24 protein-coding genes and 1 riboswitch are annotated in these 22,997 nt (G+C 73.2%); of the genes, 12 read left to right on the forward strand and 12 right to left on the reverse strand.

Annotation, left to right across the window (positions count from 1 at the left end; all coding sequences use genetic code 11):
- Positions 1-114: 114 nt before the first annotated feature.
- The 4 genes from OG625_RS29620 to OG625_RS29635 all read right to left on the reverse strand — a co-directional run bounded on the left by OG625_RS29620 (position 115) and on the right by OG625_RS29635 (position 4,424).
- Positions 115-1,638, reverse strand: coding sequence for a cobyric acid synthase (locus OG625_RS29620; protein ID WP_329387092.1), 1,524 nt, complete (start codon positions 1,636-1,638; stop codon positions 115-117).
- On the reverse strand, positions 1,635-2,594 hold the full coding sequence (locus tag OG625_RS29625) for a cobalamin biosynthesis protein (protein ID WP_329387094.1): 960 nt from the start codon (positions 2,592-2,594) through the stop codon (positions 1,635-1,637). The genes OG625_RS29620 and OG625_RS29625 overlap by 4 nt, the downstream gene beginning before the upstream one ends.
- A 37-nt stretch (positions 2,595-2,631) precedes the next feature.
- Positions 2,632-2,788: riboswitch (cobalamin riboswitch) on the reverse strand.
- A gap of 111 nt (positions 2,789-2,899) precedes the next feature.
- Positions 2,900-3,121, reverse strand: coding sequence for a hypothetical protein (locus OG625_RS29630; RefSeq protein ID WP_329387097.1), 222 nt, complete (start codon positions 3,119-3,121; stop codon positions 2,900-2,902).
- A 25-nt stretch (positions 3,122-3,146) separates the two neighbouring features.
- Positions 3,147-4,424: an inorganic phosphate transporter gene (locus OG625_RS29635; RefSeq protein WP_329387099.1), complete on the reverse strand. Its 1,278-nt coding sequence runs from the start codon at positions 4,422-4,424 to the stop codon at positions 3,147-3,149.
- Positions 4,425-4,734: 310 nt separating this feature from the next.
- Between OG625_RS29635 and OG625_RS29640 the strand changes: the two genes are divergently transcribed.
- Together OG625_RS29640 and OG625_RS29645 are read left to right on the forward strand one after the other, a co-directional pair.
- Positions 4,735-5,865, forward strand: coding sequence for an alpha/beta hydrolase family protein (locus OG625_RS29640; protein WP_329387101.1), 1,131 nt, complete (start codon positions 4,735-4,737; stop codon positions 5,863-5,865).
- Positions 5,866-5,982: 117 nt separating this feature from the next.
- Positions 5,983-7,401 carry a hypothetical protein gene (locus OG625_RS29645; RefSeq protein ID WP_443067800.1) on the forward strand — a complete coding sequence of 473 codons (1,419 nt, stop codon included), beginning with the start codon at positions 5,983-5,985 and terminating at the stop codon, positions 7,399-7,401.
- A 217-nt stretch (positions 7,402-7,618) separates the two neighbouring features.
- Here OG625_RS29645 and OG625_RS29650 read toward each other — a convergent pair whose 3' ends face one another.
- On the reverse strand, positions 7,619-8,014 hold the full coding sequence (locus OG625_RS29650; RefSeq protein WP_329387103.1) for a VOC family protein: 396 nt from the start codon (positions 8,012-8,014) through the stop codon (positions 7,619-7,621).
- 63 nt (positions 8,015-8,077) lie between these two features.
- Positions 8,078-8,968 (reverse strand): KPN_02809 family neutral zinc metallopeptidase, encoded by an 891-nt coding sequence (gene ypfJ, locus OG625_RS29655; protein WP_329387105.1) that lies wholly within the window; start codon positions 8,966-8,968, stop codon positions 8,078-8,080.
- A gap of 238 nt (positions 8,969-9,206) precedes the next feature.
- Between ypfJ and OG625_RS29660 the strand changes: the two genes are divergently transcribed.
- From OG625_RS29660 to amaP, 8 genes are all read left to right on the forward strand, one after another.
- Complete coding sequence (locus tag OG625_RS29660) at positions 9,207-10,805, forward strand: ABC-F family ATP-binding cassette domain-containing protein (protein ID WP_329387106.1); 1,599 nt, start codon at positions 9,207-9,209, stop codon at positions 10,803-10,805.
- A 364-nt stretch (positions 10,806-11,169) separates the two neighbouring features.
- On the forward strand, positions 11,170-11,391 hold the full coding sequence (locus OG625_RS29665) for a helix-turn-helix domain-containing protein (protein WP_329387108.1): 222 nt from the start codon (positions 11,170-11,172) through the stop codon (positions 11,389-11,391).
- Between the two features lie 132 nt (positions 11,392-11,523).
- On the forward strand, positions 11,524-12,303 hold the full coding sequence (locus OG625_RS29670; protein ID WP_329387110.1) for an enoyl-CoA hydratase/isomerase family protein: 780 nt from the start codon (positions 11,524-11,526) through the stop codon (positions 12,301-12,303).
- A 251-nt stretch (positions 12,304-12,554) separates the two neighbouring features.
- Positions 12,555-12,989 (forward strand): Asp23/Gls24 family envelope stress response protein, encoded by a 435-nt coding sequence (locus OG625_RS29675; protein WP_329387112.1) that lies wholly within the window; start codon positions 12,555-12,557, stop codon positions 12,987-12,989.
- Positions 12,990-13,015: 26 nt separating this feature from the next.
- On the forward strand, positions 13,016-13,201 hold the full coding sequence (locus tag OG625_RS29680) for a hypothetical protein (protein ID WP_329387114.1): 186 nt from the start codon (positions 13,016-13,018) through the stop codon (positions 13,199-13,201).
- A 7-nt stretch (positions 13,202-13,208) separates the two neighbouring features.
- Positions 13,209-13,574 (forward strand): hypothetical protein, encoded by a 366-nt coding sequence (locus OG625_RS29685; protein WP_329387116.1) that lies wholly within the window; start codon positions 13,209-13,211, stop codon positions 13,572-13,574.
- Entirely contained in the window at positions 13,571-14,113 is a 543-nt protein-coding gene (locus OG625_RS29690; protein WP_329387119.1) for a DUF6286 domain-containing protein, read from the forward strand. Before OG625_RS29685 ends, OG625_RS29690 begins: the two co-directional genes overlap by 4 nt.
- 19 nt (positions 14,114-14,132) lie before the next feature.
- The gene (gene amaP / locus OG625_RS29695; protein WP_329387121.1) at positions 14,133-14,678 is read left to right on the forward strand and encodes an alkaline shock response membrane anchor protein AmaP; all 546 of its coding nucleotides are present in this window, start codon (positions 14,133-14,135) and stop codon (positions 14,676-14,678) included.
- A gap of 18 nt (positions 14,679-14,696) precedes the next feature.
- Here amaP and OG625_RS29700 read toward each other — a convergent pair whose 3' ends face one another.
- The 6 genes from OG625_RS29700 to OG625_RS29725 form a co-directional block, all read right to left on the reverse strand.
- Entirely contained in the window at positions 14,697-15,452 is a 756-nt protein-coding gene (locus tag OG625_RS29700) for an SDR family oxidoreductase (protein ID WP_329387123.1), read from the reverse strand.
- Between the two features lie 52 nt (positions 15,453-15,504).
- On the reverse strand, positions 15,505-16,296 hold the full coding sequence (locus OG625_RS29705) for an SURF1 family cytochrome oxidase biogenesis protein (protein ID WP_329387125.1): 792 nt from the start codon (positions 16,294-16,296) through the stop codon (positions 15,505-15,507).
- Positions 16,297-16,389: 93 nt separating this feature from the next.
- Entirely contained in the window at positions 16,390-16,623 is a 234-nt protein-coding gene (locus OG625_RS29710) for a hypothetical protein (RefSeq protein ID WP_329387127.1), read from the reverse strand.
- Positions 16,624-16,716: 93 nt separating this feature from the next.
- Positions 16,717-17,697, reverse strand: a complete 981-nt coding sequence (locus OG625_RS29715) for a DEDDh family exonuclease (RefSeq protein WP_329387129.1) — start codon at positions 17,695-17,697, stop codon at positions 16,717-16,719.
- Positions 17,694-20,378, reverse strand: coding sequence for an MXAN_6230/SCO0854 family RING domain-containing protein (locus OG625_RS29720; RefSeq protein WP_329387131.1), 2,685 nt, complete (start codon positions 20,376-20,378; stop codon positions 17,694-17,696). Before OG625_RS29720 ends, OG625_RS29715 begins: the two co-directional genes overlap by 4 nt.
- A gap of 147 nt (positions 20,379-20,525) precedes the next feature.
- Complete coding sequence (locus tag OG625_RS29725) at positions 20,526-21,158, reverse strand: TetR/AcrR family transcriptional regulator (RefSeq protein ID WP_329387133.1); 633 nt, start codon at positions 21,156-21,158, stop codon at positions 20,526-20,528.
- Positions 21,159-21,298: 140 nt separating this feature from the next.
- Here OG625_RS29725 and OG625_RS29730 point away from each other — a divergent pair, with 140 nt between their 5' ends.
- Together OG625_RS29730 and OG625_RS29735 are read left to right on the forward strand one after the other, a co-directional pair.
- Entirely contained in the window at positions 21,299-22,108 is an 810-nt protein-coding gene (locus tag OG625_RS29730; RefSeq protein WP_329387135.1) for an acetoacetate decarboxylase family protein, read from the forward strand.
- A 1-nt stretch (position 22,109) separates the two neighbouring features.
- Positions 22,110-22,994, forward strand: a complete 885-nt coding sequence (locus OG625_RS29735; protein ID WP_329387137.1) for an SDR family NAD(P)-dependent oxidoreductase — start codon at positions 22,110-22,112, stop codon at positions 22,992-22,994.
- The last annotated feature ends 3 nt before the right edge of the window (positions 22,995-22,997 follow it).

Here is a 22,997-nt window from a genome sequence, read left to right on the forward strand (position 1 = left end):
GCCCGCGCGGCGTTTGAGCGCACGGGCGCGAAGCGCACGTCCGGGGGGCCGGGGGCTTGCCCCCGGTTTCGGGAAGGGGCGGGGTGGGGGAGAAGCCCCGCAGGGCCGCGCCCCTCACGGCGCACCCGGGGGCAGGAACGGCAACCCGGCCGGCGCCCCGCCCTCGATCAGGCGAAGCAGCGCGTCCGTGTCCGCGTGCTCCTCGATCAGGTCGCCCAGCAGGTCAAGCTGTTCCTCCCGCAGGGAGGCGAACGAGGTGTCCGCGGCCGGGACGAAGCGGCGCCCGGCAGCCGAGGCGACCTCACGGAGGAACGCCCGGCGGAAGCCGTCGGACTCCAGCGAGCCGTGCCAGTGGGTGCCCCACACCGACCCCACCCGGCACCCGTCCAAGAACGGATCCCCACCCAGGACTTCGGCCACCCCGTGGTGGATCTCGTACCCCGAGACCTCCTCACCCAGCGCCGAACCGACCGGCCGCGCCAGGGTCTTCTCCACGGCGAACCGCACCCGCACCGGCAGCAGCCCGAGCCCGTCGACGTCCCCCGCCCGCGACTCGACCTCGTCGGAGATCCGTTCGCCCAGCAGCTGGAACCCGCCGCAGATGCCCAGCACCGGCCGCCCCTCGGCGGCCCGCCGGGCGATCGCGTCCGCGAGTCCCCGCTCCCGCAGCCACTCCAGCGCCTTCACCGTGCCCCGGGTTCCCGGTACGACGACCAGGTCGGCGTCGGCCAACTCCTCGGCCCGGTCCACGAACCGCACCACGACCCCCGGCTCTGCCGCGAGCGCGTCGACGTCCGTGAAGTTCGACATCAGCGGCACCGCGCACACCGCGACCCGCAGCACGTCCTCGCCGACCGGCGGGGCCACCACGGATTCCCGTACGGCGCCCCGCAGGGAGACCCGCAGGCCGTCCTCCTCGTCGATGCCCAGCCCGTGCTGGAAGGGCAACACCCCGTACGTGGCACGGCCCGTCAGTCCCCGGAGCATCTCCATGCCCGGTTCCAGCAGCGAGACGTCACCGCGGAACTTGTTCACCAGGTAACCGGCGATCAGCGACTGGTCCTCGGGCGACAGCAGCGCCGTCGTGCCGAAGAAGGACGCGAAGACGCCGCCCCGGTCGATGTCACCGACCACGACCACCGGGAAGCGCGCGGCCCGCGCGATCCCCATGTTCACGATGTCGGTCCGGCGCAGGTTGATCTCGGCCGGACTCCCCGCCCCCTCGCAGATCACGGCGTCATACGTGCCCCGCAGCTGCTCCAGGCAGTCCGTGACGATGCCGAGCAACTGCTCCTGGCGTCCGCCGTGGTAGCCGCGGGCGCTCATCTCGCCCACCGGCTTGCCCAGCAGCACGACCTGACTGCTGCGGTCGCTGCCGGGCTTGAGCAGCACCGGGTTCATCAGCGCGGTCGGCTCCACACGGGCCGCCTGGGCCTGCATGGCCTGGGCCCGGCCGATCTCCGCGCCCTCCCGGGTCACGAAGGAGTTCAGCGACATGTTCTGCGCCTTGAAGGGCGCCACCTTCACGCCCTGGCGGGCCAGCCAGCGGCAGATGCCCGCCGTGACCACGCTCTTGCCCGCGTCGGACGTGGTGCCCGCGACCAGCAGTCCGCCGCCGCGCCTCGCGCCGCTGCTCATGGACGTCCCTTCCTTGTCCTACGGGAGACCAGTGTCCGGGCCGCCACGCAGGCACCCAGCGCCAGCCAGGTCACCTGCCGCGACAGCCGTACCGCCCGGTCGATGTCGGCGACCTCGACCGGCCGCCCCGTTCCGCCGTTGAGCACGGCCCGGTGCTCGACCCGCCCGCCGTACGCCAGGGTTCCGCCGAGGCGTACGCCGAGGGCCCCCGCGAAGGAGGCCTCCACCGGGCCGGCGTTCGGGCTGGGGTGCGCGGCCGCGTCATCGCGCCAGGCCCGAACCGCCCCCCGACGGTCCGGGCCGGCCGCCACCGCGGCGAGCGCCGTGAGCCGGGCTCCCGGCCAGCCCGCCAGGTCGTCGAGCCGGGCGGAGGCCCAGCCGTAGCGCAGGTAGCGGGGGGACTTGTGGCCGACCATCGCGTCGAGGGTGTTCACGGCACGGAAGGCGAGCAGCCCGGGAACCCCGGCGACGGCTCCCCACACCAGGGCGCCGACCACCGCGTCGGAGGTGTTCTCCGCGACCGACTCCACGACGGCGCGGGCCATCTGCTGCTCGTCCAGGGCCTGCGGGTCGCGCCCGCACAGGTGCGGCAGCCGCTCGCGGGCCACCTCGGCGTCCCCGGCGGCGAGCGCGCCGCCGATGGCACGGGCTTCCCGGCCCAGCGAGGTGCCGCCCACGACGGCCCAGGTGGCGGCGGCGGTCAGGGCGATACGGGCGGCCGCGGGCCGGGAGCGCACGGCGCGGGCACCGAGCGCGCCGACGGCGGCAGCGCCCCCGGCGCACACCAGGGTGTGCAGGAGGCCCCGGGCGCGGTCGTCGCGCCACAGGGCGCGCTCGACGGCGGCGGCGGTTCGTCCGAAGGCGGCCACGGGGTGCCCACGGCGCGGATCACCGAAGATCCGGTCGCCGATCAGGCCCGCCGTGGCGCCGTACGCGAAGACGCGATCGGCACGCATGGTGGCAGGTATGTCCTCACTCAGGGTCCGCGCCCTGGTTCGACGTGTCCGGCGGCGAGAGTTCCTGGCTCCCGGGGCGCGCTCGGCCGAAGCCGAACGCCCTGGTGACAGTGGCGGGACCGCGCCGGATTCGCACCGGACTTCCTCTCCATGCCGCCGTATTGGCTCGGGCAGTCCACCACGCACCGAGAAGGCCCGTCAACTCGCCGTTGACCTGCGGCGGCCGGGCGGTGGCGGGTACGCGAAGGCTCCCTCCGGGAGAACCCGGAGGGAGCCTTCACACGTGCTGGGTCGGACGTGATGCGTCAGGCGACGATCAGGTAGATCCCGTAGGCCACGGCCGCCGCGCACAGGGCGAAGCAGGCGTACGCGCCGCTGCGGGCCAGGGTGGCGGCGCCGCCCTGCTCGGTGGCGGCCTCGTGCTTGGACAGGCCCACCAGGCCCAGGGTGAACAGGGCCACGAGGGCGACGGTGGCGGAGAGGCTGACCCCGAAGACGGAGCCGAGTGCTTCCCAGTCGATCTTCATACTGCCGTTCCTCTGTATGTCTCGGTCAGACCGCCGCGGCGGGGGCCGCGGGAGTCGTCGTCGCGGCCGGGATGGTGGCCTTGAGGTCCTCGTCCGTCACCGCGGCGGTGGTACCGGCTGATGCGGCGGCGGCGACGGTCGGCGGGACGGTGACGGCGGCGATCGCCGTGGTGACCACGCCCGGCTCCTCGGCGTCCGCCGAGGGCACGTCGTTCACGTTGTGGTGGTCGACGACCTGGCGGCGCGAGATGAGCCAGATGGCGAGGCAGGAGCCGACCAGGAAGACCGTGACGGCGGCGATGCCGACGTCACCGGTGCGCATGACCAGCTCGGCGCCGGCGGCGACCAGAGCGGCGGCCGGCAGGGTCAGGCCCCAGGCGATGAACATGCGGGTGGCGGTGGACCAGCGGACCACGCCGCCCTTGCGTCCCAGACCGGCACCCATGACCGCGCCGGAGCACGCGTGGGTGGTGGAGAGGGAGAAGCCGAGGGAGGAGGAGGCCAGGATGACGCTGGCGGCCGAGGTCTGGGCGGCGAAGCCCTGCTGCGGCTGCAGGTCGGTCAGGCCCTTGCCCATGGTGCGGATGATGCGCCAGCCGCCCAGGTAGGTGCCCATCGCGATGGCCAGACCGGCCGAGACGATGACCCAGACCGGCGGGTTCGAGCCGGGCGCGAGGGCGCCGCCGGCGACGAGCGCCAGGGTGATGATGCCCATCGTCTTCTGCGCGTCGTTGGTGCCGTGCGCGAGCGAGACGAGGCCGGCCGAGGCGATCTGACCCGCGCGGTAACCCTTGGCGGAGGTCTTCTCGCCGACCTGGTTGCCGAGCTTGTACGTGACCTTCGCGGCCAGCAGCGCGGCCAGACCGGCGACGAGCGGGGCGGCGACGGCGGGGATCAGCACCTTGGTGACGACGACGCTGCCGTTGACCGCTCCCATGCCGGCGGACGCGACCGCGGCGCCGATCAGGCCGCCCATGAGGGCGTGGGAGGAGCTGGAGGGCAGTCCGATCAGCCAGGTGACGAGATTCCAGAGGATCGCGCCGACGAGGGCGGCGAAGATCACCTCGGGCTGGATGCCCTCCTCGTTGACCAGGCCCTTGGAGATCGTCTTGGCGACCTCCACGGACATGAACGCGCCGACGAGGTTGAGCACGGCGGACATTGCCACCGCCGTCTTGGGCTTGAGGGCGCCGGTCGAGATGGTGGTGGCCATCGCGTTGGCTGTGTCGTGGAAACCGTTCGTGAAGTCGAACACGAGAGCGGTGATGATCACGATCCCGAGGAGAAGCGTTATGTGCTCCATTTACCCAGGCTTCTGTTTGACGTCAGTGGCTCGCCGACCGTAGGCAATCTGGATGAACGGAAGGTGAACTGACATGGGCGACGCGGTGTACCGGCCCGGCGTGCGATCGGCGGCTTCGTCCCGATTCTGGGGTAGATATATCGATTAATGCACGTCAAAGCCGGGTGAACGGACCCCTCCGCGCCGGCCCCGCGGCGTATACGACCGTGCGGTCGGGGCGCCGGAAGAGACCTAGATCACCCCGCCCGCGCCGTCCGCGGAGCGACTCCCTCCGGTGGCCCGCCGGAGCTCGCGCCTCGACACTGGAGCGGTGCGTACCGCCACAGCGACGGCAGCTGCCGTCACCACGACCCTCCTGGGAGCCGGCGCGGCCGCCGTCGCGGCCGGCCGGTACGCCGCCGACGCGGCCCTGCGCCCCGAGCCCGGCCGCCCGCTGCCCGGCGGAGCCCGGCTCAGCATCCACTCCACCGCCGCCGGCCGGGTCGAGCTGACCCGCTCGCTCGCCTCCCTGCGCCCCGGTACCTACGGCCTGGACGCGCCCGGGGTGCACGCCGTCGTAGGACCCGTCCTCACCGAGGCCGAGCACGACCCGGACACCGTCGTACGGCGGCTCCTCTCCGTCACCCACGGCAGCCTCGACCCCGGCACCCGGGTCCGGCTCACCCCCCAGGTCCACCTCGGCAACCCGCGCACCGCCCTCGGGCTCGACCACGCCGACGTGGACGTCCCCGGCGAGCTCGGCGGGCTGCCCGCCTGGTTCGTGCCGGGCGCCCGCGACACCTGGGTGATCACCGTGCACGGCCTCGGCAGCAGCCGGGAGCACCCGATGGTGGTCATGCCCTTCCTGAACCGCCAGCGGATGCCCGTCCTCGACCTGGCCTACCGCGGCGACCTCGGCGCCCCGGCCTCCCCGGACGGCCTCGGCCACCTCGGCGAATCGGAGTGGCGCGACGTGGACGCCGCCATCCGCTACGCCCTGCGCTACGGCGCCCGGCGGGTGATCCTCCACGGCTGGTCCACCGGGGCCACCATGGCCCTGCACGCCGCCGAGCGCTCCGCGCTGGCCGACCGGATCTCCGGGCTGGTGCTCGACTCGCCCGTGCTCGACTGGCACACCACCCTGCGCCGGCTCGCCGCCGCCCGGCACACCCCGGCGCTGGTGCTGCCGCTCGCCGTCAGGGCCGCCGAGGGCCGCGCGGGGCTGCGCGCCGACCGCCGACCGCCCGGAGCGGACCCGGGCGCGCTGCGCATGCCCGTCCTGATCTTCCACGGCCCCGACGACACGCTCGCCCCCTGGGAGCCCTCCCGCCGGCTCGCCGCCGCCCGCCCCGACCTCGTCCACCTGCACACCGTCCGCGAGGCCGAACACGGTGCCATGTGGAACGCGGACCCGGCGGGCTACGAGGAGGCCCTGCGCCGTTTCCTGACCCCTCTCATGTGAAGGCGGTGTGGCGGACGAGGGCCTGCGGGCGGGTTGTCCCGGTCTGTGACCCCCGTGAGCAGTGGAAATGGCCGGTTCCGTTTGGGCTTTCGGCCAGTGACGGGCGAGACTGCTTCCGTGACGTCCCGAAAGCCTGATGAGCAGTTGGCTCGCGACTCCAGACTCCGACTCGTCTCGCCGCGGTCCGTCGCCGCGGCACGCAAGGCGGTGACCGACCGACGCACCCGGCCCGCCCCGAGGCCTCCGGCCGGCACGCCCGCCACCGCAGACCTCGCGAACCGGGCCCGGGCCTCGCTCGCCGACGCCGTGCGCCTGACCCGCTGGGCCGAACTCCACCTCGGCTCCGGGGACGGGGGAAGGCCCGCACCCACGGGCGCCCTCCCGGCCGTTGACGTCGAACGCGCCGCCGGGGAACTGAACCTGACGCACGGCCAGATCCGCGTCGGCTGGGACCGCGCCCGGCTCGCCGGCCTCGTCGAGGTGCACGGCGGCCACGCCCGGCCCGGCTGGCGGCTGCGCGCCTGGGACCGCGACGACTCCGCCGTGCTGCGCGGCTGGGTCGCGCTCTTCGACGCCTGGTCGCTGGTCCACCCGGCCCCCGCCGACATCGCCCCCGAGGCCGTCGCCGAGGTCGTCGAGGCCATGCCCCAACTCCTGTCCCTGCTCCAGCTGTCGGCCGGTCCCGTGACCGTCCCCGACCTGCTCGACCTGCTCGGGCAGCGCGTCGCCGAACTGCGCGACGAGCGCTGCGAGGTCCCGTACGGGCCCCATCCCCAGCCCGCGGCCGCAGCAGCGGCCCGGACGACCGCCGCCGTCCCGCTCGCCCGGCTGCTGCGCTGGGCGCTGGGCGGGCTCGCCGCCGTGGACGCCGTCACGCTCGGCCCCGCGCGGGCCGCGCTCACCCCGCTCGGCAGCTGGGCGGTCTGGGTCAAGCTGGAGCAGATCTGCGTCGCCGCGCAGAGCCCGGCCGGCAACATCGAGCAGTCCGCCGCCGCCATGCTGCACGGCTGCGCCCGGCTCACCCCGGGACCCGCCCGCGCCGAGTACCAGGCTTGGCTCGCCGCCCGGCCCGTCGGCCACGCCGTCAGCGAGCTGCTGCACGCCGCCCGTGGCGAGGACGCCCTGCTGCGCGGGCTCGCCTTCGAGGCACTGCGCGTGGTCGGAGCGCCCGCCGAGCCCGAGGTGCGCGCCGCCGTGCGCGAGCCCGCGCTGCGGCCCTACGCCCTGCTCTGGCTCGCCGAGCACGACGGGGTCGACCCCGACGAGGCGCAGGACGTCCTCACCGCCGAGGAGTCGACCTGGCTCTGGGTGGACACCGCGGCCGCCATCGCCGACCACGGCGAAGCCGAGCTGCTCGCCCGCCATCTGGATTCGGCCGTGCGCACCACCGTGCCCCGGCTGCTGGACGAGGTCCGCGCGGTCGGCCACCCGCGCACCGTGCAGGTGCTGGTGGCGCTGGCCGCGGCCCACCCCGACCCGGCCCTGGCCAAGGCGGTCCGCCGGGCCGCGTTCCAGGTCCACACCGGCGGCGCCTGATCGCTGGGCCCGCTGGGCGGCAGGGGTGCCGGCCCGGCCGGGTCCGGGCGCGCGTCGGGGCGTCTCCTCGGGCGTCGAACGTGTCGGGGGGTCGGTGGGCCGAGCCATGGTTGTGTTCGACGCCCTGCGGGGACGCCCCGACACGCACCCGGCCCCGTCCGGACCGGCGGGGACCGGCCTGCACGCATCCGGCCCCGTCCGGGGCGGAGGGCCGGTTTCAGACCTGTGGTGCGTACGTACCGAAGCTCCAGATGTTGCCCTCGGCGTCCTTGGCCATGTAGTCGCGGGAGCCGTAGTCCTGGTCGGTGGGTTCCATCAGGATCTCCACCCCGTGCTCGGCGGCCCTGCGGTGGTGGGCGTCCACGTCGTCGACCACCACGTAGACCCCCGAGGGGCCTGCGCCCTCCATGGCCTTGTCGAACACCCCGCCGGTGCCCTTGCTGCCCAGCATGACGAGGCCGTTCCCGTAGGCCAGCTCCGCGTGCATCACGGAGCCGTCCTCACCCTCGTACACCGCGACCTGGCTGAAGCCGAAGGCCTCGGTCAGCAGCTTGATGGCCGCCTTCGCGTCGCGGTAGACCAGCGTGGGGCAGATGGACGGAACGCCTGCCATGACGATCACTCCCTCTCGTGACGGTGACCCGCGTCACACCAGCATGGCAGGCGGGGCCGACAGTCAGCGGAAGGTGTTGCACTGGGCCATGTCGCCCGTGCGGTAGCCCTGGTAGAACCACTGCTGGCGCTGCTCGGCAGAGCCGTGCGTCCAGGACTCCGGGGTCACCCGGCCCTGGAACTTCTCCTGGATCCGGTCGTCGCCGACCGCGGCCGCCGCGTCCAGCCCGTCCTTCATGTCCTGGCCGGTCAGGTCGGTGATCAGCGGCCGCCCGGTGGACTCGTCCGGGGTCTTCGTCGCGTTGTGCGCCCACACTCCGGCGTAGCAGTCGGCCTGGAGTTCCACCTTGACCGCGTTGCTGTCCGGGCCCTGCCGCCCGTCCTGGGCCCGCTGGAGGGTCCCGGTCAGGTTCTGGATGTGGTGCCCGTACTCGTGGGCCACGACGTAGGCCTGGGCGAAGGGGCCGCCGCTCGCGCCGAACTTCGTCCGCAGCTCGTTGAAGAAGCCCAGGTCGAGGTAGACCTGCCGGTCCGCGGGGCAGTAGAAGGGGCCCACCGCCGAGGTGGCCGCCCCGCAGGCCGTGTTCACCCTGCCGGTGAAGAACACGGTCGACGCCGGGCTGTACTGGCCGCCGCGCCTGGTGAACTCCTGCCTCCAGAAGTCCTGGGTGCTGTTCACCACAGCGACCAGCCGGCAGTCCTCGCGCGCGTTCGCGTCCTGCCCCGTCTTGCAGGCCTGCTGCACCTGATTGACCGAGGACGAGGCGGGATCCGGCTCCTGGTCCCCGGAGGACAGCCCCAGCTGCTCCGGACCCACACCGAAGAAGAGGCCCAGGAGCAGCGCGATGAAGCCGACGATGCCGCCGCCGACCGTGGCCCTCCCGCCCGGGATGCGGCTGCCCCGGACGTCCTTGACCTCGGACGTGTCCAGATTGGCGTTGTCGTCGAACTGCATCCCGCACCGCCTTTGCGATGAACGTGTGTGTCAACCCGTTCATCCTCGTACGCGCTCAGGCCCACCGGCCCGATCGCTGGGCCGAACGGGGGACGGGGCGGCCGAGCGGACGGCCCCGAAAGTAGTTGCGCACCCCCGGTAGAATGACTCTCATGGCAAATCTCCTCGCGGATTAGCGGCGTCGAAGCTTCGCGTCCTGCCCCCCTTCCGCCGTCCCCACCCGCCCTGGAGTATTTCCGTGATCACCGCCACCGGCGTCGAGCTGCGCGCCGGCGCCCGCGTCCTCATCGAGTCCGCCTCCTTCCGCGTCGCCAAGGGCGACCGCATCGGCCTGGTCGGCCGCAACGGAGCGGGCAAGACCACCCTCACCAAGTGCCTCGCCGGCGAGGGCCAGCCCGCCGCCGGCTCCATCACCCGCTCGGGTGAGGTCGGCTACCTCCCGCAGGACCCGCGCACCGGCGACCTCGACATCCTGGCCCGCGACCGGATCCTCTCCGCGCGCGGCCTTGACGTGCTGATCAAGAAGATGCGCATGAACGAGGAGCGCATCGCCACCGGCTCCGGCGGTACCCGCGACAAGGCGATGAAGCAGTACGAGCGCCAGGAGACCGAGTTCCTGACCAAGGGCGGGTACGCCGCCGAGGCGGAGGCGTCCACCATCGCGGCCGCCCTCAGCCTGCCCGACCGGGTCCTCGGCCAGCCGCTGCACACCCTCTCCGGTGGTCAGCGCCGCCGTGTCGAGCTCGCCCGGATCCTCTTCTCGGACGCCGACACCCTGCTCCTCGACGAGCCGACGAACCACCTCGACGCCGACTCGATCGTCTGGCTGCGCGACTACCTGAAGACCTACCGCGGCGGCTTCATCGTGATCTCCCACGACGTCGACCTGGTCGAGACCGTCGTCAACAAGGTCTTCTACCTGGACGCGAACCGCTCCCAGATCGACGTCTACAACATGGGCTGGAAGCTCTACCAGCAGCAGCGCGAGGCCGACGAGAAGCGCCGCAAGCGCGAGCGCCAGAACGCGGAGAAGAAGGCCGCGGCCCTGAACTCGCAGGCCGACAAGATGCGTGCCAAGGCCACCAAGACCGTGGCCGCGCAGAACATGGCCAAGCGCGCCGACCGGCTGCTGGCCGGCCTGGATGCCGTCCGCGTCTCCGACAAGGTCGCCAAGCTGCGCTTCCCGGACCCGGCGCCCTGCGGGAAGACCCCGCTGACCGCCGAGGGCCTGTCGAAGTCGTACGGCTCGCTGGAGATCTTCACCGACGTCGACCTGGCCATCGACAAGGGCTCCCGCGTCGTCATCCTCGGCCTCAACGGCGCCGGCAAGACCACCCTGCTGCGCCTGCTGTCGGGCACGGAGACGCCCGACACCGGCACCGTCGTCCCCGGCCACGGCCTCAAGCTCGGCTACTACGCCCAGGAGCACGAGACGCTGGACCCGGAGCGCACGGTCCTGGAGAACATGCGCTCCTCCGCGCCCGACCTGGACCTGGTCGCCGTACGCAAGACGCTCGGCTCCTTCCTGTTCTCCGGAGACGACGTGGACAAGCCGGCCGGCGTCCTGTCCGGCGGCGAGAAGACCCGTCTGGCCCTGGCCACGCTGGTCGTCTCCTCGGCGAACGTGCTGCTGCTCGACGAGCCCACGAACAACCTCGACCCGGCCAGCCGCGAGGAGATCCTGGGCGCGCTGCGCACGTACAAGGGCGCGGTCATCCTCGTCACGCACGACGAGGGCGCGGTCGAGGCGCTGGAGCCGGAGCGGATCATCCTGCTCCCGGACGGCGTCGAGGACCTGTGGGGCCCGGACTACCGGGACCTGGTGGCCCTCGCCTGACCCCGCGCCCGACGGCCTGCGCGGTCTGATCCAGTTCCTTATGGATCATTCGGCTCAGGGGTGATCCATCATCTGAGTGAGACGGTCTGGTACCGCCCTACGTCGTACGACGGCCCCGGTCGCACCTGAGCAGGTGCGCGACCGGGGCCGTCGTTTTTTCCGCTCCACGCCCCTGACCTGGCGATTCCCGGTGAGCGTGGAGAAGTGTGACGGAAGTCATGCGGCGGAAGAGAAGATTCCGTTCTGCTCGGGCGTCCACCCCTCGAGAAATGCCGTCGTGCCGACCTTGCGGAATGGGTGGCCAGGAAGCCGGGGAGGGGTGATCATGAGAAGTCCAGAGCGCACTTCCCACGAGGAGGCACGGGTGGCCGAGACTCTGAAGAAGGGCAGCCGGGTAACCGGCGCCGCGCGCGACAAGCTCGCGGCAGACCTGAAGAAGAAGTACGACTCCGGTGCGAGTATCCGGGCGCTGGCCGAAGAGACCGGCCGGTCCTACGGATTCGTCCACCGGATGCTCAGTGAGTCCGGGGTTTCGCTGCGTGGTCGCGGAGGCGCGACGCGCGGTAAGAAGACGGCTACGGCCTGACCCCGGTCCCATCGGTTCCAACGGTCCGGATGTACCTTCGGTGACCCCCGGTCGGCCTTTGGGTCGACTGGGTGGTTACTGTGCAGTCACTTAGGCCGAGATCGCGGCCGACCGCACACCGGAGGCATACGGATGGCTCTGCTCGACAAGGACGGCGTACGACTCACCGTCGACGACACGCTCGCCACGGTGACACTGACCAATCCGGCCAAGCGAAATGCCCAATCCCCCGCGCTCTGGCGGGCTTTGGCAGAGGCCGGAAGGTTGTTGCCGGGCACCGTCCGGGTCGTCGTGCTGCGCGGTGAGGGCAAGTCCTTCTCCGCGGGACTCGACCGGCAGGCGTTCACCCCCGAGGGTTTCGAGGGCGAGCCGTCCTTCCTCGATCTGGCACGTGGTTCGGACGAGCTGCTCGACTCCACCATTGCCGAGTACCAGGAGGCGTTCACCTGGTGGCGCCGCAATGACATCGTCTCCGTCGCCGCCGTACAGGGGCACGCGATCGGCGCCGGCTTCCAGCTTGCGCTCGCGTGCGACCTGCGCGTGGTCGCGGACGACGTGCAGTTCGCGATGCGCGAGACCAGCCTGGGCCTGGTCCCCGACCTCGCCGGCACCCAGCCGCTGACCTCGCTGGTCGGCTATGCCCGTGCGCTCGAAATCTGCGCCACGGGCCGCTTCGTGCACGCCGAGGAGGCGGAGCGGGTCGGCCTCGCGAATCTCGTGGTCCCGGCGGACGAGCTCGACGCGGCCGTCCAGGACCTCGCCACGGCCCTGCTCGCACCCCCGCGGGACGCCGTGAACGAGACCAAGGCGCTGCTGCGGGACGCGCAGTCGCGCCCGTACGACGACCAGCGCACGGCCGAGCGCGCCGCCCAGGCCCGCCGCCTGCGCGACCTGGCGGGCCTCTCGGACTGACCTGCGGCGCCGCCTCCTGGGGCTCCGTCGCAGACCCCGCGCCTCTTGCGCTCGGAGGGGCTGGAATGCCCGCAAGGCAATTCCAGCCCCTCCGGCGTTTGAGGAGCGGGGTGCGGGGCGGAGCCCCGATCCTTGAGCCGCGCCGGCGATTGAGGCGCGGATTCCGGCCGACCGGCCTACTCCCGGGGCGGTGACGCCGCCACGCGCTTAACGTGGTGCGGAGTGAGTCCGCGCGAACGAAGGGGCACGCCATGACCGAATCCAGCGCAGGCGGCGGCTCCGCCAAGGAGCCCGGCGACCGGGGACGCACGAGCATCGCCGACGGGGTGGTCGAGAAGATCGCCGGGCTGGCCGCCCGCGAGGTGGTCGGCGTACACGCCATGGGCAGCGGCAGCGGCCTGTCCCGGACCTTCGGCGCCGTCCGGGACCGCGTCCCGGGCGGCGGCAAGGCCTCCGTCAGCCGCGGGGTCAAGGCGGAGGTCGGCGAGGTCCAGACCGCCCTCGACCTGGAGATCGTCGTCGAATACGGCGTCTCGATCCGTGAGGTCGCCCGGGCGGTCCGGGAGAACGTCATCTCGGCGGTCGAGCGGATGACCGGCCTGGAGGTCGTCGAGGTCAACATCGCGGTCAGCGACGTCAAACTGCCCGACGAGCCCGACGAGGAGCCGGAGACCCGTCTCCAGTAGCCGAGGGAAGCCGAGAGGAGTGCGCTATGAACATGGCGATCGCAGGCCTGTTCGCCGGCATGGCCCTGGCGTTCGCCGGGTACTTCGGCGGTTTCGGGGCCTTCCTGCTGGTGGCGGCCCTCGGCGCCATCGGTTTCGTCGGCGGGCGGTTCCTCGACGGGGACCTCGAACCGGGAGACCTGTTCCGCCGCCGCGACGACCGGCGCGGGTGAGGCACCGATGAGCAACCCGTCCCGGGCCGTCCCGCCCAAGGTGGCGCCCGCCGACCGGGGGGCCACCCGGATCGCCGACCGGGTCGTCGCCAAGATCGCCGCCCAGGCGGCCCGCGAGGCGCTCACCGCCCCCTCGGGCGCGCCCCCGCTCGCCACCGTCACCGTGCACCACGACATCGCGCGGGTCCGGGTCAGCCTGGAGCTCGGCTACCCCTCCGACCTCGCGGCCCAGTGCGCGGCCGTACGACGCCAGGTCGCCCGGCGCATCGAGGAGTGCGCGGAGATGTCCGTACCCGAGGTGGACATCGACATCGAGCACCTGCACTCCACCCACACCCGGCTCGCCGCCGGGCGGGACCGGCGGCTGCGGTGACCGGCCCGGCCGCCCGGTTCCGGTCCTCCCGGCGCGTCCCGGCCGCACTCGCCGCACTCGTCGTGCTGGGGGTCGCGGCCCTCTTCCTCTACGACCTGGCCGCCGTACGGGCCGGCCGCCCCGGCATGGGCTGGCGCCCGGAGTTCGCCCGCCGGCTCGCCCTGCGCACCCCCGCCGACCTGGCCGTACAGCTGACCGGCGGGGCCCTCGCGCTGGCCGGGGTACTGCTCCTGCTGCTCGCGTTCACCCCCGGCCTGCGCGGGATCCTCCCGATGCGGACCCCGGATCCGGCCACCGGGGTGCGGGCCGGGCTCGGCCGCAGGGACGCCGCGCAGGTGCTGCGGGACCGGGCCATGGAGGTGTCCGGAGTGCGGTCGGTACGGGTCAAGGTGGGCCGGTCCCACATCGCGGTGCGCGCCACCTCGCACTTCCGCGAGCTGGACGACGTACGGGCCGACCTGGACGAGGTGCTCGCCGTCGGCATCGAGGAACTGGGCCTCGCCCATCCGCCGCAGCCGCGCGTACGGGTCAGGAGGTGAGCGGGAGGTGCTCGGGAGGGTGAACCGGATCCTGCTGGCGGTGGCCGGAGCGGTCCTGCTGGCCGCCGGGGCCGTGCTGCTCACCGGGGCGTGGCCGCTGCACGGCCGGCACGCGCCGCTGCTCACCGAGGAGGCCCGGCGCCGGTACTGGCACGCCGACGGCTGGTGGTGGTGGGCGCTGCTCGCCGGTCTCGCGCTGTGCGTACTGCTGGCGCTGTGGTGGCTGCTGTCCCAGCTGCGGCGGGCGCGGCTGGATTCCGTCGAGGTCGACACCGGGGACGGGGCGTTCGCGGTGCTGCGGGGGCGCGCGCTGGAGGAGGCGGTGGCCGCGGAGGTCGGCGGCCTCGACGGCGTGGCCCACTGCCGGGCCTCGCTGCGCGGGCGGCGCGGCTCGCCCGCCCTGCGGGTCGCGATGGAACTGGAACCCCACGGGGTGCCCGCCGATGCCCTCGCCGCTCTCGCGGGCCCGGTCCTGACCCGGGCCCGCACCTCGGCGGGCCTCCCGGAACTCGCGGCGGAGGCCCGCCTCAAGGTGACCTCGCACCGGGCGCAGCGGGTGACGTGACACCTTGCTCCCGGACGGTCAGAAGCCGTGCCGGGAGCCGCCGTCCACCGGGAGCATGACGCCCGTCAGGTACGAGGCCGCGGGGGAGAGCAGGAACGCGGCCGTGCGGCCGAACTCCTCCGGGGTCCCGTAGCGTCCCAGCGGGATCCGGGACTCGTTGCCGGCGCGGGCCGTCTCCGCGTCGCCGGACAGCGCGTCGAGCTCGCGCACCCGGTCGGTGTCGATGCGCGCGGGCAGCAGGCCGACGACCCGGATCCCGCGCGGGCCCAGCTCCACCGACAGGGACTTGGCGAAGCCCGCCAGGCCCGGCCGCAGGCCGTTGGAGATGGTCAGGCCGGGGATCGGCTCGTGGACCGAGCCCGACAGGACGAAGCCGATGACCCCGCCCTCGCCCAGCTCGGCGGCGGCCGCGCGGGCGAGGCGGACCGCGCCCAGGAAGACCGATTCGAAGGCGGCCGACCACTGCTCGTCGGTGTTGTCCGCGGCGGAGCCGGGGGCCGGGCCGCCGACGCTGACGAGGATGCCGTCGAAGCGCCCGAAGTGCTCGCGCGCGGCGGCGATGAGCTGCCCGGCCGCCGCCGGGTCGGAGTTGTCGGCGGCCACCCCGACGGCGTTCGGGCCGAGCGAAGCGGCGGCGTCGGCCGCCCGCTTGCCGTCCCGGCCCGTCAGGACGACCTTCGCGCCGTCCGCGGTGAGTTCACGGGCGGAGGCGAGGCCGAGGCCGCGGGTGGCCCCGGTGACGACGTAGACGCGGTCTTTCAGTCCAAGATCCATGCCGACACGCTACGCGGTCGGGGGCCCGGGGGACTCGGGGGCTCCGCGCACGCTACGCGGCCGCCGGCTCCGCCGCCGCGGACGCGGCCTTGGCCGCCTCCTCCTCGCGGTCCCGCTTCTCCCGCCGTACGAGGACCAGCCAGCCCACCGGCACCGCGGAGGCGAACAGCCACCACTGGACGGCGTACGCCATGTGCGCGCCGATCGAGTCGTGGTCGGGGTCGGTGATGATCTCGGGGCTGTCGTCCGCCGGAGCCGGAGCGGTGAGCTCCAGGTAGCCGCCGAGGACGGGCCGGCCCAGGGACTCGGCCTGCTGTCCGCTGTTGATCAGCATCACCTGGCGGTCCGGCAGGCCCTTGCGGTCCTTGATGCCGCTGCCGCCGCTCGTCTCGTCGGCCTTCAGCCGTCCGGCGACGGTGACCTCGCCCGAGGGCGCCGCCGGCACCGGCGGATAGGCGCGGGGGTCGTCGCCGCCGGGCACCCAGCCGCGGTTGACCAGCACCACCCGGCCGTCGCCGAGCACGAGCGGGGTCAGGACGTGGAAGCCGACCTTGTCGTCGTTGGAGGTCCGCATGCGCACGACCACCTCGTGCGCGGAGTCGTACGTACCGGTCGCGGTGACGGCCCGCCAGAAGTCCGCGCGGGGGACCTCGTGGCCGGGGGAGGTGACCTCGGTCACCGGGACCGGCTTCGCCCGCAGGTTCGCGTCGATGAGCTCGTTCTGCGCGACCCGGTGCACATGGCGGTGGTACTGCCAGAACCCCAGCTTGATCATCGCGGGGATCAGGGCGAGGGCGACGAGGGTGAGGCACACCCACTGCCGGGTCAGCACAAAGCGGTACACGCCCACGACGGTACCCCCAGCGCGGAAGACCCCGGCGGCCGGGTGGCCGTCCGGGGTCACGGGACGGGGAGACGAGGGGTCGGGGAGCCGGAGTCAGACGCGGTCGACGATGCCCACCTTCCCCTCCGCGCGGGCGCAGTGCGCCCCGCAGAACCACTGGCCCTCGACCTCGACGCCCTGCCCGATGATCGAGACCTTGCAGTGCTCGCAGACGGGCGCCATGCGGTGGATGGCGCAGGAGAAGCAGTCGAAGACGTGCACCGCGCCCTGCGCGTGCACCTCGAAGGACATGCCGTAATCGTTTCCGCAGACCTCACAACGTGCCATGCGCCGAATGCTGCGCAGGGCGGCGGACCGGAACAAGATCCAGCGGGGTGAGTCGCCGTGCCTGCACCCACCCGGAGCAATGCGGGCCCGGGCTCAGGACTCCGCGTCCGCCACGTCCCGCAGCAGCTGCGTGAAGGCCGCCTCGTCGACGACCGGGGTGCCGAAGGACTTCGCCTTGACCGTCTTCGAGGTCGCCGAGTCGGGGTCGTTCGTCACCAGCAGGCTGGTGAGGCGCGACACGCTCGTCGCGATGTGCAGTCCCGCCTCGACCGCGCGGTCCTCCAACAGCTCCCGCTCCACCGACGTGTCACCGGAGAAGGCGATCCGCATCCCCTGCTTCAGCGGCTTGCCGTCCTCGTAGCGCCCCGGGTTCGGGTGCGGGCACGGCGGCCGCTTGCGCGAGGGCCGCCAGCTGCCGCTGTTCCCGTACGAGGACTGGTAGCCCACCCGCGGAGCGGCGGCCGAGTCCGACCACTCGGTCAGCGGCCGGCACTCCAGCAGGGGCAGCCGTACGCCGCTGCGGGCGGCCGCGTGCAGGGACGGGCGGAAGGCCTCGGCGAGCACCCGTGCGTCGTCGAGCGCGTGGTGGGCGCGCTGCTGGACCACGCCGAAGTGCGCGGCGAGCGACTCCAGCTTGTGGTTGGGCAGCGGGAGGTTCAGCTCCTTCGACAGGGCGATCGTGCACAGCCGCTGACGGACCGGCGCGGTCTCCTCGGCCCGGGCGTACTCCCGGGCGATCATCTGCCAGTCGAAGATGGCGTTGTGCGCGACCAGCACCCGGTCCGCGAGCCGCCCGGCGAACTCCGAGGCGATGTCCTTGAAGAGCGGGGCGTCCTGGAGCATGTCGCTGGTGATGCCGTGGATCCACACGGGTCCCGGGTCACGCAGCGGGTTGACCAGGGTGTACCAGTGGTCCTCCACATTGCCCTGCGCGTCGAGCCGGTAGACGGCGGCGGAGACTATCCGGTCGTCGCGAGCGAGCCCGGTGGTCTCCACGTCGACGACCGCGTACCCCTTCGGGTACGCGGTCGGCCACATCGTCTCTGCGGTCGTACGGTCGGCGAGCATGGTCACAGAGGATATCGGCCCCGACTGACAGCCGTGGCCGCGATGTCAGCTCGGCCCAGCTCCGCCATCAGGTCCCCGGCCGTCACCGAGGTGAGGGCGGCGGGGACTTCGACGGGCCCAGGGAAGAGCCGGTACGCCGTCCCCGAAGCCCCCGCCAGGGCCGGGCTCCCGTGCACCAGGGCCAGGAACACCCGCTTCCCCGCAGCCAGTTCGGCGGCCTCCGCATCGGCGTTCGCCGGCTCGCGGAGCTCCTGCGGCGGCTCCAGGGTCGAGACCCGTGCGGCGAACGCGGCCACCGGCTCGCCGTCCCCGGCCCGGTACAGCCACAGCTCGTCGGGGAGCACCGGATGCACGGCCCGGCGTACGACGGCCACCTCGCGGGAGCGGGCGGCGGCCCGCCACACGGCCAGGTCCCACAGGCTCGTACGGGCGCCGGAGCCGAAGTGCTCCCAGACGTCGCGGGCCACGGACGCCAGCCGCTCCCCGTGCGAGGCCACGCTCTGGAAGCCGCCCGACGGCGGCAGGTGGACGTCCGCCCACAGCGCCCGGCGGGCGGCCAGGTCCACCACCATGGGCAGGCACACCTGCGACTGCCCGGCGAGGTCGAAGCGCTGACGGACGGTGCGCGGGTCGTACGAGGAGCCGCGCGTGGCGTCCGCGGGCAGGGCCATGAAGCCCGCGAAGGCGTCCGGGAGCTCCTCGAAGGGCACGTTGTTGAAGCTGAAGACCAGCGGGACCGCGTACACGTCGCCGTTCCGCGCCAGCGCGGCCAGGTCCAGGTCCACGTACTCGGTGGCGCCGTCCGGGGCGGGAGCCGAGGTGAGGTCGCCCGAGTGGGTGGCGGCCCCGCGCGGCCCGTGCCGCAGGCTCGTGTAGTCGCACAGACCGGTGAACTTCCAGTCGGCGTCGAAGAAGGCGACGGACAGGTCGAGGTCGGTGATCCGGTCCGCGGGCTCCGTCCAGTGCAGGAAAAGCCGCAGCACCTCGCCCTCGGGCAGGCTCTGCGTACTGCCCCGCGGTACGGCCACCAGCGCCTTGGCCGCGGTGCGCTCGCCGAAGGGCACGGTCAGGTCGGCCAGCCCGGAGTCGAGGACGGACAGGTCGTACGGCTCGTCCCCGGCGGCGCCGAACCGCCGCAGCACCTCCTCCTCCAGCCGGGACACCGCCGCCGCGAGGAGCGGCGCGGGCAGCGGGGCCCGCTCCTCCCACGCCACCTGGGCACGGGCGACCTGGCCGCGCGGGAAGAACACCCGGCGCCCGCCCCTGCGGTCCCCTGCCCGGGGCCGCAGCGCGCCGAACGCGGACAGCAGCGGACCCGCGCCGGCGGCGGGCAGCCCGCGCGCGAGCGCCTCCTCCAGCTCGGGGACGAGCTCCTCGCCCGGATGCAGGCGCAGCAGGTGGTCGAGGCGGCGTACGAGTTCCCCCGGGCGCTGCCCGGCCAGTGCGGCGGCCGCGCCCGCGTCCCCCAGGGCCAGGGCCTCCTCGATCCGGCCCGCCCAGGTGGCGGGGCGGATCCGGTCCCCGTCCACGCGGACGGCCTCCGGGTGCGCGGCGGCCGTCTCCAGCAGCGCCACACCGAAGGGGCCGGCGGTGGACACGGTCGTGCCCCGCAGCACGGCGAAGGCGAGCGCGGCCCGCGGATGCCGGGCGTGCCGCTCGAAGGGGTGCAGGCGCTCGGCGGCCCGCTTCCAGGCGACGGGGTGCCGCAGCAGGTCCTCGACCAGGTACTCCGGGTTCAACGCGTCGAGCACCGCGAGGAGTTCCCGGCGCAGCGGCCGGCCGATCCCCGCGAACCGGGGCAGCGGCAGCAGGCCCGGGTCCCCGCCGGAGAACACGGCGAGCAGCCGCAGCACGTCGGTGGCGGTGGTGAGCCGGGCGGCGAGCAGCGCCCGCGCCGCGTCCTCGGTCCGCCAGTCGGCCAGCAGCTTGCCGAGGACCAGTGCCTTGGTCTCCCGTACGGGGATCTCCTCGGGGAGCCACCCGAGGTCCGCCGGGGCGTGGGAGAGCAGGAGGGCGAGGTCGTCGCGGTCCTCGGGGGACAGCGGGGTCTGCCGGGCGAGCAGCGAGGCGATCACCCGGGCGCAGTCCTGCGGCCGGTCGGTGCCGAGCCGCAGCAGCCGCAGCGGAGCCGTCGGCAGCCCCTTGCCCTTGCGGGCGGCCCGGGCGGCGCGGTCGGCACCTTCGTCGAGGTCCGGGCGCAGGAAGGGATCGGCGGGGTCGACGCGCCGGTGGCAGACCGGGCAGCCGGTGTAGTCGGCGCCGTCCCAGCAGGCGCGGCACACGAGGTGCGCGCAGGGCGCGACGGGGTGCACCGTGGTGCTCTCGGCGCACAGCACGCAGGGCTGCTCGGGCTCCTGGAGCAGCAGGGCGAAGATCCGGCTGACGTACCAGCGCTCGGTGTCGTGCGGGATGGAGAAGGGGAAGCGGCGGAAGAGCGGTTTGTGCACCCGGTCGGCGCCCATCAGCGCGTCCACCAGGGCGAACAGCCGCAGCCGCTCCTCGGCGAGGTCGGTCGGCGCGAGCGCCGAGAGGGCCGCGTGCAGCTCCGGGCTCAGTGCGTGACCGCGCTCCAGGAGCTCGCCCTCCAGGGGCCGCACACCTTCGCGGCCGGGCGAAGAGGCGGCCGGCGGCTGGTCGACGTAGACGGTCCGCAGCCGGCGCAGCAGGACGGACTCGATGGCAGACACGGCTGTGGTTTCCCTCCGGATACGGCGAAGCGGGGGCGGAGAGTGGGCGCGCGGGTTCTTTTCATGAAGGAGTGAGAAGGATGCACGCCGGGGAGCCGCCCCCGCACGGCCGATCCCATCACGGGCCCGAGCGCCGGGGCAAACCGATTAGACGGCCTGGCCGCGCGGCTTGAGCAGGGTGGCCGTCAGGGCCTGCACGGACAGCAGGAACAGTCGTTCCGGGTCCGCCGGGCGGGCCAGGGCTCGGGCGAGGGCCGGGTCGTGCGGGGCCGCGGCCGGGTCCCAGAGGTCGCTCTCGGCGGGGGACTGGGCGGGGGAGCGTTCGCGATTGCGCTCGACGAGCAGGAAGCCGACGATCTGGAACTGGATCGCGCGCACCACGTCGGCCGCCCGCGCCCCGCGCAGCCCGGCGACGTGCACCTCGTGGACGAGGGCCTGCTGGGCGGGCAGGAACATCCGCTCGGTGAGGCCGCGTTCGTGGACCATCGCGATCAGGTGCGGGCGTTCGCGCAGCTCGCGGCGCAGGGTCCGGGCCACCGACAGGATCCGTTCGGCCGGGTTGCGGCCTGCGGGCCTGATCGCGCCCATCTCCTCCACGGTCCGCTCCACGAGGGCGTCCAGCAGCTGCTCGCGGTTGCCGACGTGCCAGTAGATGGAGGTCACCGCGGTGCCCAGTTCGGCGGCGAGCTTGCGCATGGTGAGGGCGGCCGGGCCGTGCTGCTTGACCAGGGACGTGGCGGCGTCCAGTACCTCGTCACGGGTCAGCGTGCTTCTGGCCATGGATCCGGCCCACCCATCTGTCGATCCGTCAGTTCTGGTGCGTGCAAGGGTCTTTACCCTTCATCGGTCGCGGTGTAACTGTGTTACAGAACCGCCCCCAGCTGCCGCTGGGAGGGGCCCCGGAGAGGGTGGTGCGAAAGATGGCACGCGTACGGTACGGAGCGCGAACCGAGGCCGAGATCGCGGCGTCGCGCGAGAAGAGTTCCAAGCTCCCCGACATCTGGTCCACCGGCGTGGTGGCCGTCTGGGAGACCGACCCGGACGTGGTGGCGGCAGTCCTCCCGCCGCCACTCAAGCCCGCCGAGCGGCCCCTCGTACGGGCCAACATCAGCAAGGTCGACCTGCCCGGCTACCCGCTCGGCGCCGGCTCGGTGGCCGTCGCCGCCCGGCACGGAGGGGTCGAGGGCTGGTACCCGCTGGTCATGCCCATGAGCATGGAGCGGGCCCTGATCGGCGGCCGCGAGGTGTTCGGCGAGCCGAAGAAGCTCGGCGAGATCACCGTCGAACGCGAAGGCCTCGTCGTACGGGCCTCCCTCGCCCGGCACGGGATCGCCTTCGTGGAGGTGCGCGGGGCCGTGGACCGGGAGCTGCCGCTGCCCGAGCCCACCCAGAAGGTCGACTTCTACTTCAAGTTCCTCCCCGCGGTGGACGGTTCGGGTTTCGACGCCGACCCGGTGCTCGTGCACTGCACGCGCAACGAGAAGGTCCGCAAGCTGGAGCACATCACCGGTGACGTGGTGCTCCGCGAGTCCATGTTCGACCCCATCGCGGACCTCCCGGTGCGCCGCCTCGTCGAGATCACCATCGGCGAGAAGACCACCGACCAGCGGGGCAAGGTCGTCGAACGGGTCAGCGCCCAGGCCCTCCTCCCGTACATCCACCAGCGTTACGACGACCCCATGCAGATCCTGGACGCACCCCCGTCGGGAAGTACGAAAGGCAGCGTCTGACATGCGACTCGAACCAGGACAGGTGGCCGTCGTCACCGGAGCCGCCAGTGGCATCGGCCTCGCGATGGCCCGCCGCTTCGCCGCCGAGGGACTGAAGGTCGTCCTCGCCGACGTGGAGGAGGGCGCCCTGAACAAGGCCGCCGGGGAACTCGCCGCCGACGGCGCCGAAGTCCTCGCGCGGACCGTGGACGTCAGCGACCGCGACTCGGTGATCGCGCTGGCCGACGCCGCCTACGAGACCTTCGGCGCCGTGCACGTGCTCTGCAACAACGCGGGCGTCGGCTCCGGCGCCGAAGGCCGGATGTGGCAGCACGAGCCCAACGACTGGAAATGGGCCTTCTCCGTCAACGTGTGGGGCGTCTTCCACGGCATCCAGGCCTTCGTCCCCCGCATGATCGAGGGCGGCGCCCCCGGCCACGTCGTCAACACCTCCTCCGGCGACGGCGGCATCGCCCCGCTGCCCACCGCCTCCGTGTACGCGGTCACGAAGGCGGCCGTGGTGACGATGACCGAGTCCCTCTACGCCCACCTCAAGGCGGAGGGCGCGGCCATCGGAGCCTCCGTCCTCTTCCCGGGACCGCACATGCTGCGCACCGGGCTGTGGGAGTCGCACCGCAACCGGCCCGAGCGGTACGCGAAGGAGCGGCCGCGCAAGTCCCCGTACCGCAGCCTCGACCAGTACGAGGCAGCCATGAAGCAAGCCGGCCACGAGGTGAACTTCACCCCCGTCGAGGAGGTCGCCGAGCACGTCGTCGACGGCATCCGCGCCGACCGCTTCTGGATGCTCCCGGCCAGCGAGCACAGCGACCGGCAGATCCGCGCCCGGTCGCAGTCGATGCTCGACCGCGCCAACCCCGCCTACCTGGAAAGCTTCATCCTCGACTGAGGG

Origin of the sequence: Streptomyces sp. NBC_01351 (assembly GCF_036237315.1) — a bacterium.
GTDB lineage: Bacteria > Actinomycetota > Actinomycetes > Streptomycetales > Streptomycetaceae > Streptomyces.